Origin of the sequence: Pseudomonas sp. WC2401, assembly GCF_041200115.1 — a bacterium.
Lineage (GTDB): Bacteria > Pseudomonadota > Gammaproteobacteria > Pseudomonadales > Pseudomonadaceae > Aquipseudomonas > Aquipseudomonas fragi.
The window spans coordinates 10,001-28,391 of sequence record NZ_CP165623.1; the positions used below are offsets into that span (position 1 = coordinate 10,001).

17 protein-coding genes and 1 rRNA gene (1 of these 18 only partly in view) are annotated in these 18,391 nt (G+C 59.2%); 10 read left to right on the top strand and 8 right to left on the bottom strand.

The window, feature by feature from the left end:
- From AB3G35_RS00030 to AB3G35_RS00040, 3 genes are all read right to left on the bottom strand, one after another.
- Positions 1–547 (bottom strand): 16S ribosomal RNA (locus tag AB3G35_RS00030); it reaches 990 nt to the left of the window's first position.
- Between the two features lie 574 nt (positions 548–1,121).
- Positions 1,122–2,615, bottom strand: a complete 1,494-nt coding sequence (locus AB3G35_RS00035) for a CoA-acylating methylmalonate-semialdehyde dehydrogenase (RefSeq protein WP_016783595.1) — start codon at positions 2,613–2,615, stop codon at positions 1,122–1,124.
- A gap of 82 nt (positions 2,616–2,697) precedes the next feature.
- Positions 2,698–4,047, bottom strand: coding sequence for an aspartate aminotransferase family protein (locus AB3G35_RS00040; protein WP_016783594.1), 1,350 nt, complete (start codon positions 4,045–4,047; stop codon positions 2,698–2,700).
- 124 nt (positions 4,048–4,171) lie between these two features.
- Here AB3G35_RS00040 and AB3G35_RS00045 point away from each other — a divergent pair, with 124 nt between their 5' ends.
- The 5 genes from AB3G35_RS00045 to AB3G35_RS00065 all read left to right on the top strand — a co-directional run bounded on the left by AB3G35_RS00045 (position 4,172) and on the right by AB3G35_RS00065 (position 8,293).
- Positions 4,172–5,092 carry a LysR family transcriptional regulator gene (locus tag AB3G35_RS00045; RefSeq protein ID WP_016783593.1) on the top strand — a complete coding sequence of 307 codons (921 nt, stop codon included), beginning with the start codon at positions 4,172–4,174 and terminating at the stop codon, positions 5,090–5,092.
- A 38-nt stretch (positions 5,093–5,130) separates the two neighbouring features.
- A complete protein-coding gene (locus AB3G35_RS00050; RefSeq protein ID WP_016783592.1) occupies positions 5,131–5,781 on the top strand; it encodes a TetR/AcrR family transcriptional regulator in 651 nt (216 codons plus the stop codon).
- A 13-nt stretch (positions 5,782–5,794) separates the two neighbouring features.
- Positions 5,795–6,397 carry a YigZ family protein gene (locus tag AB3G35_RS00055; RefSeq protein WP_315249421.1) on the top strand — a complete coding sequence of 201 codons (603 nt, stop codon included), beginning with the start codon at positions 5,795–5,797 and terminating at the stop codon, positions 6,395–6,397.
- Between the two features lie 157 nt (positions 6,398–6,554).
- On the top strand, positions 6,555–7,241 hold the full coding sequence (locus tag AB3G35_RS00060; protein WP_106117338.1) for an SDR family oxidoreductase: 687 nt from the start codon (positions 6,555–6,557) through the stop codon (positions 7,239–7,241).
- Positions 7,242–7,339: 98 nt separating this feature from the next.
- Entirely contained in the window at positions 7,340–8,293 is a 954-nt protein-coding gene (locus tag AB3G35_RS00065) for an adenosine deaminase (RefSeq protein WP_016783589.1), read from the top strand.
- A 139-nt stretch (positions 8,294–8,432) separates the two neighbouring features.
- Here the strand turns inward: AB3G35_RS00065 and AB3G35_RS00070 are convergent, their stop codons facing one another.
- Positions 8,433–9,344 (bottom strand): LysR family transcriptional regulator, encoded by a 912-nt coding sequence (locus tag AB3G35_RS00070; RefSeq protein WP_369782200.1) that lies wholly within the window; start codon positions 9,342–9,344, stop codon positions 8,433–8,435.
- A gap of 124 nt (positions 9,345–9,468) precedes the next feature.
- Here AB3G35_RS00070 and AB3G35_RS00075 point away from each other — a divergent pair, with 124 nt between their 5' ends.
- Both AB3G35_RS00075 and AB3G35_RS00080 read left to right on the top strand, forming a co-directional pair.
- Positions 9,469–10,494: a zinc-binding alcohol dehydrogenase family protein gene (locus tag AB3G35_RS00075; protein WP_134051254.1), complete on the top strand. Its 1,026-nt coding sequence runs from the start codon at positions 9,469–9,471 to the stop codon at positions 10,492–10,494.
- 112 nt (positions 10,495–10,606) lie between these two features.
- Positions 10,607–10,777: a hypothetical protein gene (locus tag AB3G35_RS00080; RefSeq protein WP_016783586.1), complete on the top strand. Its 171-nt coding sequence runs from the start codon at positions 10,607–10,609 to the stop codon at positions 10,775–10,777.
- A 1-nt stretch (position 10,778) separates the two neighbouring features.
- Here the strand turns inward: AB3G35_RS00080 and AB3G35_RS00085 are convergent, their stop codons facing one another.
- Positions 10,779–11,975 (bottom strand): multidrug effflux MFS transporter, encoded by a 1,197-nt coding sequence (locus AB3G35_RS00085; protein ID WP_086798913.1) that lies wholly within the window; start codon positions 11,973–11,975, stop codon positions 10,779–10,781.
- A 275-nt stretch (positions 11,976–12,250) separates the two neighbouring features.
- On the bottom strand, positions 12,251–12,451 hold the full coding sequence (locus tag AB3G35_RS00090) for a heavy-metal-associated domain-containing protein (protein ID WP_016783584.1): 201 nt from the start codon (positions 12,449–12,451) through the stop codon (positions 12,251–12,253).
- Positions 12,452–12,598: 147 nt separating this feature from the next.
- On the opposite strand from AB3G35_RS00090, the gene AB3G35_RS00095 reads away from it, so the two are divergent.
- From AB3G35_RS00095 to cueR, 3 genes are all read left to right on the top strand, one after another.
- Positions 12,599–12,979: a hypothetical protein gene (locus AB3G35_RS00095; protein ID WP_016783583.1), complete on the top strand. Its 381-nt coding sequence runs from the start codon at positions 12,599–12,601 to the stop codon at positions 12,977–12,979.
- Between the two features lie 84 nt (positions 12,980–13,063).
- Entirely contained in the window at positions 13,064–15,451 is a 2,388-nt protein-coding gene (locus AB3G35_RS00100; protein WP_369782708.1) for a heavy metal translocating P-type ATPase, read from the top strand.
- Positions 15,452–15,460: 9 nt separating this feature from the next.
- Entirely contained in the window at positions 15,461–15,871 is a 411-nt protein-coding gene (cueR, locus tag AB3G35_RS00105; RefSeq protein WP_016783581.1) for a Cu(I)-responsive transcriptional regulator, read from the top strand.
- Between the two features lie 124 nt (positions 15,872–15,995).
- On the opposite strand, the gene AB3G35_RS00110 is transcribed toward cueR, so the two are convergent.
- Entirely contained in the window at positions 15,996–16,802 is an 807-nt protein-coding gene (locus tag AB3G35_RS00110) for a sulfite exporter TauE/SafE family protein (protein WP_086798920.1), read from the bottom strand.
- An 8-nt stretch (positions 16,803–16,810) separates the two neighbouring features.
- Complete coding sequence (locus AB3G35_RS00115; RefSeq protein WP_369782201.1) at positions 16,811–18,376, bottom strand: TIGR01244 family sulfur transferase; 1,566 nt, start codon at positions 18,374–18,376, stop codon at positions 16,811–16,813.
- Between the last annotated feature and the right edge of the window lie 15 nt (positions 18,377–18,391).

The following is an 18,391-nucleotide window of genomic DNA, read 5'->3' on the forward strand; positions in this document are numbered from 1 at the left end:
TAACGCTTGCACCCTCTGTATTACCGCGGCTGCTGGCACAGAGTTAGCCGGTGCTTATTCTGTCGGTAACGTCAAGACACCAACGTATTAGGTTAATGCCCTTCCTCCCAACTTAAAGTGCTTTACAATCCGAAGACCTTCTTCACACACGCGGCATGGCTGGATCAGGCTTTCGCCCATTGTCCAATATTCCCCACTGCTGCCTCCCGTAGGAGTCTGGACCGTGTCTCAGTTCCAGTGTGACTGATCATCCTCTCAGACCAGTTACGGATCGTAGCCTTGGTGAGCCATTACCTCACCAACTAGCTAATCCGACCTAGGCTCATCTGATAGCGCAAGGCCCGAAGGTCCCCTGCTTTCTCCCGTAGGACGTATGCGGTATTAGCGTCCGTTTCCGAACGTTATCCCCCACTACCAGGCAGATTCCTAGGTATTACTCACCCGTCCGCCGCTCTCAAGAGAAGCAAGCTTCTCTCTACCGCTCGACTTGCATGTGTTAGGCCTGCCGCCAGCGTTCAATCTGAGCCATGATCAAACTCTTCAGTTCAAACATCTTTGGGTTTTTAAGAAACCCTAAACTTGGCTCAGCAATCGTTGGTTACATCTTTGATTTCTCGCGGAGTAACTTGTGATGCTGATAATCTTGCTGACTATCAGTCTGACTCCACAAGCACCCACACGAATTGCTTGATTCAATTGTTAAAGAGCGGTTGGTTTAGCTTTCGCTGAACCGAGGCGCGCATTCTACAGCAGCCTCTGTTGCTGTCAAGCGGTTATTTTAAGATGTTTTCAAAGTTTCCTCTGTAACATCAACCACTTGCGCTTTCGATCTCTCGTTAGCGGGAGGCGAATTCTACAGCGTTACACGCTGCTGTCAACACCTCATTTCCTGCTTCGATGACTTGAAGCTAGCACCGCCGAAAACCATCCAACTCATTGAAACTCAAGGAGTTTTCCGTTTCGACTGCGCCGGAAGTGGGGCGAATTATAGACAGTTACAAATCTGGGTCAAGCACTAGTTTCACAATTCTGTCATATAGCCTTAAAAGCGCCCTAAAAGCAGAGGCCAGCCTGGCGGCTGGCCTCTCTTCTTCTATATAGACACTGGGCTGACGCCCTGGTTACAGGCTCGGAAAGGCAAACTGCGACGCTTCATGGCTGGCACGTTGCGGCCAGCGTTGCGTGATTGCCTTGCGACGCGTGTAGAAACGCACACCATCCGGGCCATAGGCATGCAAGTCGCCAAACAGCGAACGCTTCCAGCCGCCGAAGCTGTGGTAGGCAACAGGTACCGGTAGCGGAACGTTGACGCCTACCATACCGACTTCAATCTCATCACAGAACAAACGGGCCGCTTCACCATCACGGGTGAAAATGCAGGTGCCATTACCGTATTCGTGATCGTTGATCAGTTGCATCGCCTCTTCCAGGCTCTTGACCCGCACGATGCACAGCACCGGACCAAAGATCTCTTCTTTATAGATGCGCATCTCTGGCGTTACGCGATCGAACAGACAACCACCGAGGAAGAAGCCTTCTTCATGCCCCTTGATGCTCAACCCGCGACCATCAACCACCAGCTCGGCGCCTGCTGCAACGCCATCGTCGACATAGCCACTGACCTTGTCCCGCGCCTGTCCGGTTACCAGAGGCCCCATGTCCAGCCCGCACGAAGTGCCCGCACCAATTTTCAGCGCCTTGATTTGCGGAACCAGCTTGGCCACCAGGGCATCGGCCACCTGATCACCCACGCACACTGCAACCGAAATGGCCATGCAACGTTCGCCGCACGAACCATAGGCCGCGCCCATCAATGCGCTGACTGCGTTATCCAGGTCCGCATCCGGCATCAATACCGCATGGTTCTTCGCCCCGCCCAACGCCTGCACGCGCTTGCCGCGTTTGGTGCCTTCGGCGTAGATGTATTCGGCAATCGGCGTCGAGCCCACAAAGCTCAAGGCTTTGACTTCCGGCGCTTCGATCAGCGCATCCACCGCTGACTTGTCGCCATGCACCACGTTCATCACGCCTTTAGGCAAACCGGCTTCTTGCAACAGTTGAGCGATCAGCAGCGTGGAGCTGGGGTCACGCTCCGACGGTTTAAGAATGAAACAGTTACCGCACACAATCGCCAATGGGTACATCCACAGCGGGACCATGGCCGGGAAGTTGAACGGGGTAATCCCTGCAACCACACCCAGTGGCTGGAAGTCCGACCAGGCATCAATGTTCGGCCCTACGTTACGGCTGTATTCACCCTTCAGGATTTCAGGAGCCGAACACGCGTATTCGACGTTCTCGATCCCACGCTTGAGTTCACCCGCAGCATCTTCCAGGGTCTTGCCATGCTCTTCGCTGATCAATTGGGAAATACGCGCTTCGTTCTGCTCCAGCAACTGCTTGAAACGGAACATGACCTGGGCACGCTTGGCCGGCGGTGTATTGCGCCACGCCGGGAAGGCAGCCTTGGCCGCATCAATGGCTTGTTGAATCGTCTCGCGACTGGCCAATGGAACCTGATGAATCACTTTGCCAGTAGACGGGTTGTAAACATCAGCGGTGCGGCCGGAATCGTTCAGCAACTCGCCATTGATCAGGTGTTGAATGGTGCTCATGGATGCTCCAGAAAAGTTGTCCACAGGCGCGAACGCTGCGCGCCTGGGTGAATGCCATAAGTGTCGCTTCTATATAGAAGGATCAGTCGATCTGGTTCAGTGCTTCGCCGACTGCATCGAACAAACGATCCAGGTCCTGCGGCTTGCTGTTGAACGTTGGCCCGAACTGCAGGGTGTCGCCACCGTAGCGCACGTAGAAACCGGCTTTCCACAGCTTCATCGCAGCATCGAACGGACGCACAATGGCATCGCCATCACGCGGCGCAATCTGGATCGCCCCCGCCAGGCCATAGTTACGAATGTCGATAACGTTCTTCACGCCCTTCAAACCGTGCAATGCATTCTCAAAATGCGGCGCGACTTCAGCCACGCTCTGCACCAGGTTTTCCTTTTGCAACAAATCAAGCGCCGCCAGGCCTGCAGCACAAGCCACCGGGTGAGCCGAATAGGTATAACCATGCGGGAATTCAACCGCGTACTCAGGCGTCGGCTGATTCATGAACGTGTGATAAATCTCGCTGGAGGCAATCACGGCGCCCATCGGAATTGCACCGTTGGTGACTTGCTTGGCGATACACATCAAGTCCGGGGTCACGCCGAAGCTGTCAGCACCGAACATCGAGCCTGTACGACCAAACCCGGTGATCACTTCATCAAATACCAACAGGATATTGTGCTGGTCGCAGATTTCACGCAGACGTTTCAGATATCCCTGAGGTGGAACCAATACCCCCGCAGAGCCTGCCATCGGCTCAACAAAAACGGCAGCAATGTTCGAGGCATCGTGCAACTCGATCAATTTGAGCAATTCGTCAGCCAGGGCAATACCACCCTGCTCCGGCATGCCACGGGAAAATGCATTGCTGGCCAACAGCGTGTGCGGCAAGTGATCCACATCCATCATGGCCTGGCCAAACAGTTTACGGTTACCGTTCACGCCACCCAGGCTGGTGCCCGCAATGTTCACCCCGTGATAACCGCGGGCACGACCAATCATCTTGGTCTTGGTCGACTGGCCTTTCAGGCGCCAGTAGGCACGCACCATTTTCACCGCAGTATCGGCACACTCCGAGCCTGAGTCAGTGAAGAACACGTGGTTCAGATTGCCTGGAGTCAGCTCGGTAATTTTTTCTGCCAGCTTGAACGACAGCGGGTGGCCGTACTGGAACGCCGGCGAGTAATCGAGGGTGCCCAATTGCCTGGCAACGGCTTCCTGGATTTCTGTACGGGTATGCCCTGCGCCGCAAGTCCACAAACCTGACAACGAATCGTAAATCTGCCGACCTTTATCATCCGTCAGGTAACTGCCCTTGGCGGCCACGATAAAACGCGGATCACGATGGAAGTTACGGTTGGCGGTGTAAGGCATCCAGTGTGCATCCAGCTTGAGCTGGCTGGTCAGATTCAATTCGGCGTTCTCAGGCATGTTCATCAGCAAAACCTCGCAAGGCAAAAGCGGCGTGGGATGTTGAAAGCGTTGTTGCGTCTAAATTGCCACGGCTATAAAGTCGATGAAATCCAACTCTTCTAACCTTTAGTTAGGCGTTTACTAAACTATGAGCAGCCGTCGCCCCGATGCACTGGCCCAGGTCAGCGACTTTGATATTCGATTGCTGCGCATTTTTCGCAGCGTCGTGGAGTGCGGCGGTTTTTCGGCGGCAGAAACGGTGCTGGGCATCGGCCGCTCTGCCATCAGCCAGCAGATGAGCGACCTTGAACAGCGCCTGGGCTTGCGCCTGTGCCAACGGGGACGTGCAGGGTTTTCGCTGACAGAAGAAGGCCGTGAGGTCTATCACTCCGCGCTGCAATTACTCGGCGCACTTGAGAGTTTTCGTACCGAGGTCAACGGCCTGCACCAGCACTTGCGCGGCGAGCTGACCATTGGCCTGACCGATAACCTGGTCACCCTGCCCCATATGCGTATCACCCACGCCCTGGCCCAACTCAAGGAGCGCGGGCCTGATGTGCAGATCCACATCCGTATGATCTCGCCCCATGAAGTCGAACAGGGAGTGCTCGACGGTCGCCTGCATGTGGGCGTTGTGCCCCAGGCCAGCACATTGTCCGGGCTGGAGTATCAACCGCTCTACAGCGAGCGCTCGCTGCTGTATTGCGCCGTGGGCCATCCGCTGTTTTATGTTGACGACCGGCAGCTGGAAGACGCACGGCTGAACACTCAGGATGCCATCGCCCCGACCTTTCGCCTGCCCTCGGAGATTCAGGCCCATTATCAGGCGCTCAACTGCACTGCCAGCGCATCTGACCGCGAAGGCATGGCCTTTTTGATTTTGACCGGGCGCTATATCGGTTACCTGCCCGACCATTACGCCAGCCTGTGGGTTCAGCAGGGCCGCTTGCGGGCGCTGAAGGCAAAAACACGTTTCTACGACTTGAGCCTGGCTTCAGTGACACGCAAAGGCCGGCGCCCGCATCTGGTCCTGGAAAGTTTCCTTGAGAGCCTGGAAGCGACGCGTTAACGTGAAAAACTTCGCTACACACATTGCCCGGAGTGCCCATGCCCCTTGAAGTCCCTGCCCATGACGGCAAGCCTCCCAGCCGTATCCGGCAGAAAAACGAAGAGGCCATTCTCAAGGCCGCCGAAGATGAGTTTGCCCGCCACGGTTTCAGAGGCACCAGCATGAACGCCATCGCGTTGAGTGCCGGGCTGCCCAAAGCCAATCTGCATTATTACTTCACCAATAAGCTAAGCCTCTATATCGCTGTGCTGAGCAATATCCTCGAGCTATGGGACAGCACCTTCAACGCCTTGACTGCTGACGACGATCCGGCTCAAGCCCTGAGCCAATACATTCGCGCCAAAATGGAGTTCTCTCGCCGACAGCCCCAGGCTTCGCGCGTGTTTGCAATGGAGATCATCAGTGGTGGGGCCTGCCTGACCGAGTATTTCACTCAAGACTACAGAGCCTGGTTTCAAGGTCGCGCAGCGGTGTTCCAGGCCTGGATAGACGCAGGCAAGATGGACCCGGTCGATCCGGTCCACCTGATTTTCCTGTTATGGGGCAGTACCCAGCATTACGCCGACTTTTCGACACAAATTTGCCGCGTAACGGGGCGCAGGCACCTGAGCAAACAGGATATGCAGGCGGCCTGCGACAACCTGATCCGTATCATTCTCAAGGGCTGCGGCCTGACGCCCACAGTCTAAGCCTGGAACCGACATGCCTTCGACCCTCACGGGGCTTTGCGAGTACCGCGAAGAAATCCGTAAAAGCCGCTTTATTACTTACGCCGCCCCCATCACCAGCGCCCAGCAGGCCCTCGATTTTATCGAGCAATACAGCGATCTGAATGCCTCGCACAATTGCTGGGCCTGGAAGCTCGGGGATCAGTACCGCAGCAGTGATGATGGCGAACCCGGTGGCACCGCCGGCCGGCCGATACTCTCGGCCATCGACGCGCAGGATTGCGATCAGGTCGCGGTACTGGTTATCCGCTGGTACGGCGGTATCCAGCTGGGCACCGGAGGCCTGGCCCGGGCTTATGGCGGTGGCGCGAACAAGTGCCTGCAAAACGCCGAAAAACTGCAGTTGGTCAGCCGCGTAGCGCTCAGTTGCTCATGCAGTTTCAGTGAGCTTGCCCTGGTCAAACTGCGCGTCACCGAGTTGAACGGCGTGGTCATCGACGAAGCATTCACCGCCAATGGCGTGGATCTGCAACTGGCGCTGGCCGAAGAACAGATTGCCCCTGCACAGCAACAACTGGCGGACCTCAGCCGCGGCAGAATTCTACTGCTACGCCATGCCTTCAATGCTGACGAGTAAAAGTGCTATTTTCCTGCATCCAGAGTTGCCCACAACCACTGTGCACCCGCCTGTGGATAACCTGAGCACATACCGCTACAGCCCTTGCCGGGCATGCGCTTCAGACAATTGTATGCTTTTTAACCAACGCACATCCGCTTTCTAGAGGACGCTACTCATGACTGCAAAACATGCACTGATCATCGGAGCTTCGCGCGGCCTGGGCCTGGGTCTGGTCAAAGAACTGCTTGCCGATGGCTGGACCGTGACCGCCACCGTGCGCGACCCACAAAAAACCGATGCCCTGAAGGCGTTGGGGGCAGTGCGCATTGAACAACTGGATATGGACAATCGCCAGGCCATCAAGGCATTGAGCAGTGCATTGCACAATGAGGTCTTTGATCTGCTATTTATCAATGCCGGGGTCAAAGGCCCGGAAAACCAGTTGTCGGGCAACGCAACGCTGGCCGAAGTGGGGCAGCTGTTTTTCACCAACAGCGTGGCACCGATCAATCTGGCTCGCGAGTTTGTCAGCCGGATCCGTAAAGACAGTGGCGTACTGGCATTTATGAGTTCAGCCCTGGGCAGCGTCACGCAACCGAAGGAACCCGAAATGGCCCTTTACAAGGCCAGTAAAGCGGCACTCAATTCGATGACCAACACCTTTGTGTGCCACGAGCTGGGTGACAACAACCCCACCGTACTGTCCATGCACCCGGGCTGGGTAAGAACCGATATGGGCGGCGAAGGCGCCGATATCGATGTGCAAACCAGTACCCGTGGCCTGGTTGAACAGGTCAAGGCTTTTGCCGGTAAAGGCGGTCATCACTTTATCGACTACAAGGGGCAGACCATTCCCTGGTAGGCAGCCTGCGACAAATGGCAGGGGCTTTTTTACAAATTGTGTAGCCCCTCGCCTGTAGAATGTCGCCATCTGTACCCGATTTGATGAGAAAACCTTTTATGTATGACTGGCTGAACGCCCTGCCAAAAGCTGAACTGCACATGCACCTGGAGGGTTCCCTGGAACCCGAGTTGCTGTTTTCGCTGGCCGAGCGCAACAAAATCGCCTTGCCGTGGAACGACGTGGAAACCTTGCGCAAGGCGTATGCCTTCAACAACCTGCAAGAATTCCTCGACCTTTACTACAAGGGCGCTGACGTACTGCGCACCTCTCAGGACTTCTACGACCTGACCTGGGCCTACCTGTTGCGTTGCAAGGAACAGAACGTCATTCACACCGAACCCTTCTTCGACCCGCAAACCCACACTGATCGTGGCGTGCCGTTTGAAGTCGTGCTCAATGGCATTGCCAGCGCACTTAAAGATGGCGAACAGCAGCTGGGCATCACCAGCGGCCTGATCCTCAGCTTCCTGCGCCACTTGAGTGAAGAAGAAGCGGAAAAAACTCTCGATATGGCCCTGCCATTTCGCGATGCATTTGTCGCCGTTGGCCTCGACAGTTCAGAAATGGGCCACCCGCCGAGCAAGTTTGTGCGCGTATTCGACCGTGCCCGTGATGAAGGCTTCCTGACCGTTGCCCACGCTGGCGAAGAAGGCCCGCCGGAGTACATCTGGCAAGCCCTGGACCTGCTCAAGATCCAGCGTATCGATCATGGTGTGCGCGCCATTGAAGACGAACGCCTGATGCAGCGCATCATCGACGAACAAATCCCGCTGACCGTATGCCCGCTGTCCAACACCAAGCTGTGCGTGTTCGATCATATGTCGCAACACAACATTCTCGACATGCTTGAGCGTGGCGTGAAAGTAACGGTCAACTCGGATGACCCGGCCTACTTTGGCGGTTACATGACCGAGAACTTCCACGCGCTGTACACCGACCTGGGCATGACCCAGGACCAGGCCAAACGCCTGGCGCAAAACGGTCTGGATGCGCGGCTGGTCAAGCCGTAACACGCATAGCCCGTAGCAGCTGCCGAAGGCTGCGTCCGATTGCGCAGCGATAGTAAACGCTAACAGCACGGCTTGGCTGAAAGACCACGCCTGCTGATTTTGCGGTGGCTTCGCCGCCGGACGCAGCCTGCGGCAGCTGCTACGAATGCAGGGTATGCGCCATCTGCTTGCATCGCTCACTGAGCATGTCGTGCAACAACCGCACCGGTTTACTCAACTGCGCACGATGGCCACACAACAGATTCAGCGGCGCCCGCTCACACACCAGCTCCGGGAGTAATACCTTGAGCCGCCCGGCCTGCACATCCCCCGCCACATCCAGCCACGACTTGTAGGCAATGCCCTGCCCGGCAATCGCCCACAGACGCACCACGTCGGCATCATCGCTAAAGCGGTTACCGCTTACCGTCAGCCCCAGTTCGCGCTTGCCGTCATTGAATTGCCAATGGTCATGAACCCGCGTGCCGAGCATGTACAGCAGGCAATTGTGTTGCAGCAGTTGTTCGAGCTGATGCGGCTCGCCCTGGCGCGCCAGGTAGTCGGGGGACGCGCACAGCACCCGGCGGTTGTTCGGGGCCACCGGCAGGGCCACAAGGCTGGAGTCTTCCGGCTCGCCGTAACGCAAGGCGACATCCACCGGCTGGCGGAACAGGTCGGCAATCCGGTCACCCAATAACAGGCGCACAGTGAGTTGCGGATGTTCGCGCTGGAATTCGTCCAGCCAGGGCAGTAACAGATTACGGCCGAAATCGGAGGGTGCTGACAGTTGCAGTACACCGCTGACCTGATCCTGCCCACGCGCCAGCAAGCGGCGCCCCTCATCAAGGCTGGCCAACGCCGTGCGCGCATATTCAAGAAACCCTTCGCCTTCGGCAGTCAGGCGCAAGCTGCGGGTTGAGCGCGCCAGCAACCGTGCGCCCAACTGCGTTTCTATCCGCTTGAGGGCGGCGCTGGCCACCGCCGGGGACATGTCCATCACCCGGGCCGCCGCCGACAGGCTGCCCAAATCAGCCGCGCGCACAAACAATTGCAGATCATCGAAACGCAGCATGCAGAGCCCACCCAGCCATTATCAATAAAATATTGAAAGAGACTGCTGTTTTAGCCGGTTTTATCGCGCTGTGAAATAGCCAATTATCACAGCCAGTTTCTTACTCATCTTCAGGACATGTCCCATGAAAGCTGTCGCTTACTACCATTCGCTGCCAATTCAAGACCCGCTGGCCCTGCAAGATATCGAGTTGCCAGAGCCGGTGGCTGGCCCTCGTGACTTGCTGGTCGAGGTCAAGGCCATTTCCGTGAACCCGGTGGACACCAAGGTGCGCCAGAACGTGCAGCCCGAGGCCGACAGCGCCAAGGTGCTGGGCTGGGATGTGGCCGGCGTGGTCAAGGCTGTCGGCAGTGAGGTCAGCCTGTTCAAGGTCGGTGACAAGGTGTTTTACGCCGGCTCCATTGCCCGCGCCGGGGCCAACAGCGAACGCCATGTGGTCGATGAACGCATCGTCGGGCACATGCCCAACAGCCTCGACTTCGCCCAGGCTGCAGCATTGCCGTTGACCGCCATCACGGCCTGGGAGTTGTTGTTCGAACGCCTTGGCGTCAGCGAGGGCAAGGCCGCCGGGCAACAAAGCCTGCTGATCGTTGGCGCGGCGGGTGGCGTGGGTTCGATCCTGACGCAACTGGCCAGCCAGTTGACCGCACTCAAGGTGATTGGCAGCGCATCGCGCCCTGAAACCCAGGCCTGGGTCCGTGAGCTGGGCGCCGATCTGGTTATCGACCACAGCCAGCCCCTGAGCGAAGAACTCAAGCGCCACGGTATCGACGCCGTCACCCATGTGGCCAGCCTGACCCAGACCGATCAGCATCTGGACCAATTGGTGGAGGCCCTGGCACCACAAGGCAAACTGGCGCTGATTGATGATCCCAAGGCGCTGGATATCACCAAGCTCAAGCGCAAGAGCCTGTCACTGCACTGGGAGTTCATGTACACCCGCTCGCTGTTCCAGACCCCGGACATGATCGAGCAGCATCACCTGCTCAATCGCGTCGCCGGGCTGATCGATGCCGGCACCCTGCGCACTACGGTCGGCGAGCACTTTGGCAGCATCAATGCCACCAACCTGCGCCGCGCCCATGCGCTGCTGGAAAGCGGCAAGGCCAAGGGCAAGATTGTGCTCGAAGGGTTCCGGCAAGACGCATGACGGGACCCATACGGTCATTTTTTAACCGTCAGTCAGAGACTTGATCCCGGACATATTTGCCCCGGTTTTTCGGCTTACACTGGCCTCCTTTGCGAACCGAAGGAGGCCAGTCATGAAAATCCTGATAAGAGCGTTAGCAAGATCCCGCGACTGCAAATGGCAGGTTCAGATCGACCAGCAGGCCGTCAATTTCCGCAGCGAGGCCGAGGCCCGGGCCTTTGTCGACAAGCTGCAATCACGCCTGCAAGCCCCGCACCGCCTGCCCGAACGTTTGGCCGGCTGAGTCAGGCCGACTGCTCTGCGGCGATCCGCGCGGTGTACAAACGCCGGGTCGCCATTGCCAGGCCCACGGCCAGAAGCCCGCACAGGGTGATGACCATTGCCATTGGCATGGCGCTGCCGTCGTGCAATACCCCCACCAACGATGCCGCCCCCGCCGCCACGCTGAACTGCAAGCAACCCAGCATCGCCGAAGCGCTGCCGGCGCGCGCGCCCTGCCCGCTCATGGCGCAGGCCGAGGCGTTGGGAATAATGCAGCCCAGGCTGGCAATACAGATAAACAGCGGCACCAGCAGCGGCCACAGTTGTTCGGTATGCAAACTGCTGATTCCTAGCAAAACCAGCCCCGCCGCCAGATACACCCACACCATGCGCGCCAGCAAAAAGGCCGGGCCACGCTTGGCCAGCAGGCGGGCGTTCAACTGCGCCACCAGAATAAAACCGGCCGCATTGGTGCCAAACAGCCAGCCGTAATGCTCGGCAGGTACGCCATAGAGTTTGATAAATACGAAAGGCGAGCCGGCAATGTAGGCAAACATCCCGGCCATTGCGATCCCCCCGGTCAGGGCATGGCCCAGGAACTCGCGGTCCTTGAGCAAACGCCCGTACTGGCGCAATGCCCCCGAGAGCGGCTGACGCGGCACATTGGCCGGCAGGCTTTCAGGCAGGCCCAGCGCCACGGCGGTTGCGGCCAATGCGCTGAACACCGTCAACACCAGGAAAATCGACTGCCAGCCATACAGGTTGACCAGCAACCCGCCCAGCATCGGCGCCAGAATCGGCGCCAGGCCCATGACCAGCATCAATTGCGAAAACACTTTGGCCGACTGAACGGCGTCGCATTTGTCACTGACAATCGCCCGCGACAGCACCATGCCAGCACACCCTCCGAGCGCCTGGACAAACCGCGCGCCAATCAGCCACTCCAGGGTCGGGGCAAAGGCGCACGCCAGTGACGCGACAGTGAACAGGCCGACGCCCACCAGCAGCGGCACGCGCCGGCCGAAGCGGTCCGCTACCGGGCCGTAGGCCAGTTGCCCGATGGATAGGCCCAGGAAGTACACGGCCAGGGTGAGCTGGATTTGGGTTTCGTCGGTTGCAAAGGCTTGCGCCATCGCCGGGAAGCCCGGCAGGTAAAAGTCGATCGCCAACGGACCGAAGGCGCTCAGGGCGCCAAGAATCAAGATTGTTCGAAGGTTCATCAGGTATCCAAGGATCAGGCTGCGGTTAGCGCAGCCTGACAGTCTAGCCGTGGTTACCGGCCCTGAACATTAAGTTAGCGAGCTAGCTAATAAATCACCTTGAGCCCGTCCTGAAACAACACCCCCGTAGCAGTTGCCGAGGTACGAGGCTGCGTTCGGCGGCGCGGCAGTCGTAAGTCTGACATCGCGGTGCGCCAGTCAGAGCTTGCTCTTAGCATTCACGACGACTACGTCGCCGGACGCAGCCTCGTTCCTCGGCAGCTGCTACATACAGGTTAGTGCGCCGTGCGCGCCTCAAAACCGGCATTGGTGATCACGTCGATAATCTGCAAAGGCGACACATTGCTGTCGACCTTGACGGTTTTGCTCGCCAGGTCCACTTCAACCTTCGCGTCTTTATCCACCGTCTGCACCGCACGGGTCACCGCGCCAACACAGCCACCACAGGTCATACCGTCTACCTTGAACGTTTGCATGATTACGCCTCCTGTTTGAGATATGCCTACAGCTTCGACCTTGCCATCGTGGCAAGGTCAAGCCCGTTGTTTTACGCGTTGACTGGCAATCCATGCCCTGCTCGGCCAAGCTGCAAGCCTTGCGATTTGAAAACAGGATACTTAGCCATGCGCTGGACCGCTTTGAGCCTAGTCAGCCTTTTGGGTCTTGCCAGTGTGCCGCTGTGGGCAAATGCCGATCAGGACTACGGTGTGCTGATTATTTCCCGCGAGCGCCTTGAGGTGCCGACCAACTGCGAGGTGGGTGTGTATATCGACGATCAACTGGCCGGGCGATTGTTTCAGGAACAGGCCCTGGCCTTTAACCTGCCGCCCGCCAGCGTCGATATCCGCCTCAAGCTGCTCCCCGGGCAAGCTCCCGGCTGCCTGCCCGGCATGCTGGTGCCGCCCGCGCAGCAGTTCACCCTCAAGGCAGGGGATGTGCGCAAATACCGCATCGCCCTGGGCAAGCAGGGTATGTACCTCAAGCCCGCCAAACTGGAATATTGAGCGGCAAATAACGAACAGCAAGAAGCCTTGACCTTGCCACGGGGTCAAGGTCGATTCTATGGATAGACAACTTCTTGAGGAGGACTGCTCGTGCCCACCCAATTCGATCTGCCGATTGACGGCATGACCTGTGCCAGTTGCGCAGGCCGTGTAGAGAAATCCCTGGCCAAAGTGCCCGGCGTGCGTTCGGTCAGTGTCAACCTGGCCACCGAACAGGCCCGCGTCGAAGCACCTGCCGAGAGCCTGCCAGCGCTGGTCGAGGCCGTGCAGCAGGCCGGTTACAGCGTGCCCGCCCATAGCCTGGAGCTGGATATCAGCGGTATGACCTGTGCCTCGTGCGCAGGGCGCGTCGAAAAAGCCCTGGCCAAAGTGCCCGGGGTCAAGAGCGCAAGCGTCAACCTCGCCACCGAGCGGGCTCACGTCGAATTACTCGGTCAGGTTGATCCCGGCCTGCTGATCAACGCGGTCACTCAGGCCGGTTATGGCGCCAGCCTGCACCAGAGCGAAAAAAACACCGAAGACGACCAGCACAAACGCCTGCACCGTGAACGCTGGGCACTGACCCTGGCGATCGTCCTGGCCCTGCCGCTGGTACTGCCCATGCTGCTGGCGCCTTTTGGTATCCACTGGATGCTGCCCGCCTGGGCCCAGTTTGTATTGGCGACCCCAGTGCAGTTCGTGCTGGGCGCACGTTTTTATGTGGCCGCGTGGAAAGCCGTCAAGGCCGGCGCGGGCAATATGGACCTGCTGGTCGCCCTGGGCACCAGCGCCGGTTATGGCCTGAGCCTGTACGAGTGGGCCATCGCCGAACCCGGCACCATGCCCCATCTGTACTTTGAAGCCTCGGCGGTGGTGATCGCCCTGGTGCTGCTGGGTAAATACCTGGAAAGCCGCGCCAAGCGCCAGACTGCCAGCGCCATCCGCGCCCTTGAAGCCCTGCGCCCCGAGCGCGCCCTGCGCATGGTCGATGGCCAGGAACAGGACGTTGCCATCAGCGATTTACGCCTCAATGACCTGGTGCTGGTCAAACCCGGTGAACGCTTCCCGGTCGATGGCGAAGTGGTCGAAGGGCAAAGCCATGCCGACGAGGCCCTGATCAGCGGCGAAAGCCTGCCGGTACCGAAACAGCCTGGGGATAAGGTTACTGGCGGTGCCATCAATGGTGAAGGCCGGTTGCTGATCAAGACCCTGGCGCTGGGGACAGAAACCGTACTGGCGCGCATCATCCGCCTGGTGGAAGACGCACAATCTGCCAAAGCACCGATCCAGAAGCTGGTGGACAAGGTCAGTCAGGTGTTCGTGCCCGTGGTGCTGCTGATTGCCCTGGCCACGCTGCTGGGCTGGTGGCTGTATGGCGCGCCGATTGAAACCGCACTGATCAACGCCGTGGCCGTATTGGTGATCGCTTGCCCTTGTGCCCTGGGCCTGGCGACACCCACCGCGATCATGGCCGGCACCGGCGTTGCCGCCCGTCACGGAATCCTGATCAAGGACGCCGAAGCGCTGGAGCGCGCCCATGAAGTCAGCGCCGTGGTTTTCGACAAAACCGGCACCCTGACCTCCGGTACTCCGCAAATCGCTCACTTCAGCGCACTCGACGGTGATGAGGCACGCTTGCTGCAAGCGGCCGGCGCCCTGCAGCGCGGCAGCGAACACCCGCTGGCCAAGGCCGTGCTGGATGCCTGCGCGGCGCGTAACCTCAACGTGCCGGACGTTACCGACAGCCAGTCGCTGACCGGCCGTGGCATTGCCGGCACCCTGGAGGGCCGCCGTCTGGCGCTGGGCAACCGTCGTTTGCTGGAAGAAACCGGGCTGGCCCCAGGCTCGCTTGCCGCATCGGCCAGCGCCTGGGAAACCGAAGGCCGCACCCTGTCCTGGCTGATCGAGCAAAGCCCGCAGCCGCAGGTGCTGGGGTTGTTTGCCTTTGGCGACACACTCAAGCCCGGCGCCCAGTCGGCCATCGCCCAGCTCAATGCACGGCATATCAGCAGCCACCTGTTGACCGGTGACAACCGCGGCAGCGCCAAAGTGGTGGCCGAGGCACTGGGGATCAGCGATGTTCACTCCGAAGTGCTGCCCGCCGACAAGGCCGCGACCGTGGCCGAACTGAAAAAAACCGGTGTGGTGGCAATGGTTGGCGACGGTATCAACGACGCTCCGGCACTGGCCGCAGCCGATATCGGTATCGCCATGGGCGGTGGCACCGATGTGGCCATGCATGCAGCGGGCATCACCCTGATGCGTGGCGACCCGCGCCTGGTGCCGGCGGCACTGGAGATCAGCCGCAAGACCTACGCCAAAATCCGGCAAAACCTGTTTTGGGCGTTTATCTATAACGTGATCGGCATTCCGCTGGCGGCCTTCGGTTTTTTGAACCCGGTACTGGCAGGCGCGGCGATGGCTTTTTCCAGTGTCAGCGTGGTCAGCAATGCGTTGCTGCTCAAATTCTGGAAACCCAGGGACCTTGAATAAGGAGTTGTGATGAATATCGGCCAAGCCGCCAGACACAGCGGCCTGAGCGCCAAGATGATTCGTTATTACGAATCCATTGGCCTGCTCAAGCCCGCCAGTCGCAGTGATAGCGGCTACCGCCTGTACAGCGATGACGACCTGCACACCCTGGCGTTTATCAAGCGCTCGCGGGACCTTGGGTTTTCGCTGGAGGAAGTCGGCAAGCTGCTGACCCTGTGGCAGGATCGCCAGCGCGCCAGCGGTGATGTAAAGGCTCTGGCGCGCCAGCATATTGATGAGTTGAACCGCAAAATCGCCGAGCTGAGCAGCCTGCGCGATACATTGCAGGACCTGGTCGAAAGCTGTCAGGGCGACCACCGCCCTGACTGCCCGATTCTCAAGGACCTGGAGTCAGGCCCCTGCTGCGTCGTAAGGGCATGAATATCTGCATGACCGGCTGATAATCCTGTGGGAGCGGGCTTGCTCGCGATTCAGGCGCCAAGGTGTATCTGGCTGACCAGGGTGATGCCATCGCGGGCAAGCCCGGCTCCCACAGGAACGTTAATCAGAAAGCCGTTAGCAGCACTTTAGCCAGCATCAGCACGCCAATCACCGCACACAGCCCCGCGAAGCCCTGCTGTAGCCACTGGGCCGAGACGTGCGGGGCAGTGACGCGCCCGACAACCATCCCAGCCAGGGTGGCGGCAATAAACATTACCCCTTCACTCGACAGGCTCACGCCCTGACTCATCAGGTTGCCCAAGGTGCCCAGCGAGACCAGCGCCACGACCATCAACGAAGTGGAGACCACCGCGTGGATGCGCACGTCACTGAATTTGCGAAACGCCGGCACGATCAAAAAACCGCCACCGACACTCAACAACCCCGTCAGTAACCCCGAAGTGGCACCAATCGATACCAGCGTCATGCTGCAGCGGGCATTCCAGGTCAGCCGCCCGGTGGCCGGGTTGAGCATGCAGTTTTTCTCCAGCGCGCCAATGCTGGCGTCTTCGCGTGCATCGGCTCTGGCCTGCATAAACATGCGCAGCGAAACAAACATCATCACGGCACTGAACATCAATACCAGCGCCTTGGCGGGCAGCAATCTGGCCAGATGCAAGCCGATCGGCGAAGTGCTCGAACCCACGATTGCCATCAATGCAGCCGCCTTGTAACGCACCAGGCCCCTGCGCAAACCGTCCAGTGCGCCCAGAGCGGCCGCCATGCCAACCGCCAGCAGGGCCACCGGCGTGGCTTGCGCCAATGTCCAGCCAAGCCCCAGGGTCAGCGCCGGTATGGCCAGGATACCGCCGCCGGCCCCCGTCAGCCCGAGCACTAACCCCACCAGCATGCCTAACAGAATAATCAACATGGTCAGGGTCAATCCGGCTTGCAGTCAGTGAACCACTCGCGGCCTTTGAGCATGCCCTGCCAGTAGAACCACGGCAGCAATGTGGCCTTGAGCAGCCACGCTGACTTGCGCGGTACGGTGGGGTCCAGAGGGAAAGTGGGGAGCAGTTTGCCGCCATAACCGAATTCGGCCAGGATCACCTTGCCGTTTTCCACGGTCAGCGGGCACGAACCATAGCCGTCATAGCGCTTGGGCAAAGCCAGGCCCTTGCGCAGCGCCAGAAGGTTTTCGGCCACGATGACCACTTGCTTGCGGGTGGCTGCAGCCGTCTTGGCATTGGCCGTATTGCACACATCGCCGAGGGCGAAAATCTCGGGGTAGCGCGGATGTTGCAGCGTTGCCGGGTCGGTCTCGAACCAGCCGGCCTTGTCCGCCAGCTCGCTGCGGCGAATAACATCGGGCGCCTGCTGCGGTGGTACCACATGCAGCAGGTCGAACGTTTTGGCCACGCGGGTCACGCCGCCTGCTGCGTCAGTCACATCAAACCACGCCGTCTTGCCCGGCCCGTCGACCTTGACCAGAGTGGACTGGAAAGCCAGTTGAGCGTTGTAGGCCTCAACGTACTTCATCAACGGCGGAACGAAAGCGGCTACGCCAAATAACACCGCCCCGGCCAGGTTGAACTCCACCGCAATCGAATCCAGCACACCGCGCTTGCGCCAGTGATCACAGGCCAGGTACATGGCTTTTTGCGGCGCTCCTGCGCACTTGATCGGCATGCCCGGCTGGGTAAACAGTGCCTTGCCGCCATTCAGGCTGCGCACCAGCTCCCAGGTGTAAGGCGCCAGGTCATGCCGGTAGTTGGACGTTACGCCGTGCTTGCCGAGGGTTTCTTCAAGGCCTTCGATGTTCTCCCAGGCCAGCTGCAAACCGGGGCAGACGATCAGTTGCTGATAGCTCAGCTCGCTACCGTCGCTGAGCAGCACAACCTTGCGCTGCGGGGCGAAGGCGCACAGTGATGCCTTGATCCAGTCAGCACCTTTGGGCATGACCGCAGCGGTGGGGCGAACGGTGTCTTTGATATCGTAGGCACCGCCCCCGACCAGCGTCCAGGCGGGCTGGTAATAGTGTTCGGTGCTGGGCTCGATCACGGCGATACGCAACCCGGCGTCGCGCTTGAGCAAGCTGGCCGACACCGAGATACCGGCCGAACCACCGCCAACCACCACTACATCGTATTGCCTGACCTCTCGTGGGGCCTGGGTTGCAGCTTCATGAAGCCTGGAGGAGCGGTTCCCCGTGCGGCAGTAGGCCAGCACCGGCTTTGGCAGCTCGCTGAGTAATTGACGCATCTCTTGCGCCTGCCCGGCTGTGGCGCCGGTGGTCATTACCGGCAAATACGCAAAGCTCAGCCCCAGGGCCTGCGCAGCCAGCTGCATCGAGGCGTGATCAGGCTGCTCGGGGCCACCTTCGAAGTCAGGTCGGTTGCAGATCACACTGGCAAAACCCAGCTCGGCCAATGATTGAAGATCAGACAGCTCGATCTGACCGGTCACGGAAAATGACGCGTCGATTCGCTTGATGCTTTGCTCCATTGAGCACTCCAGGCA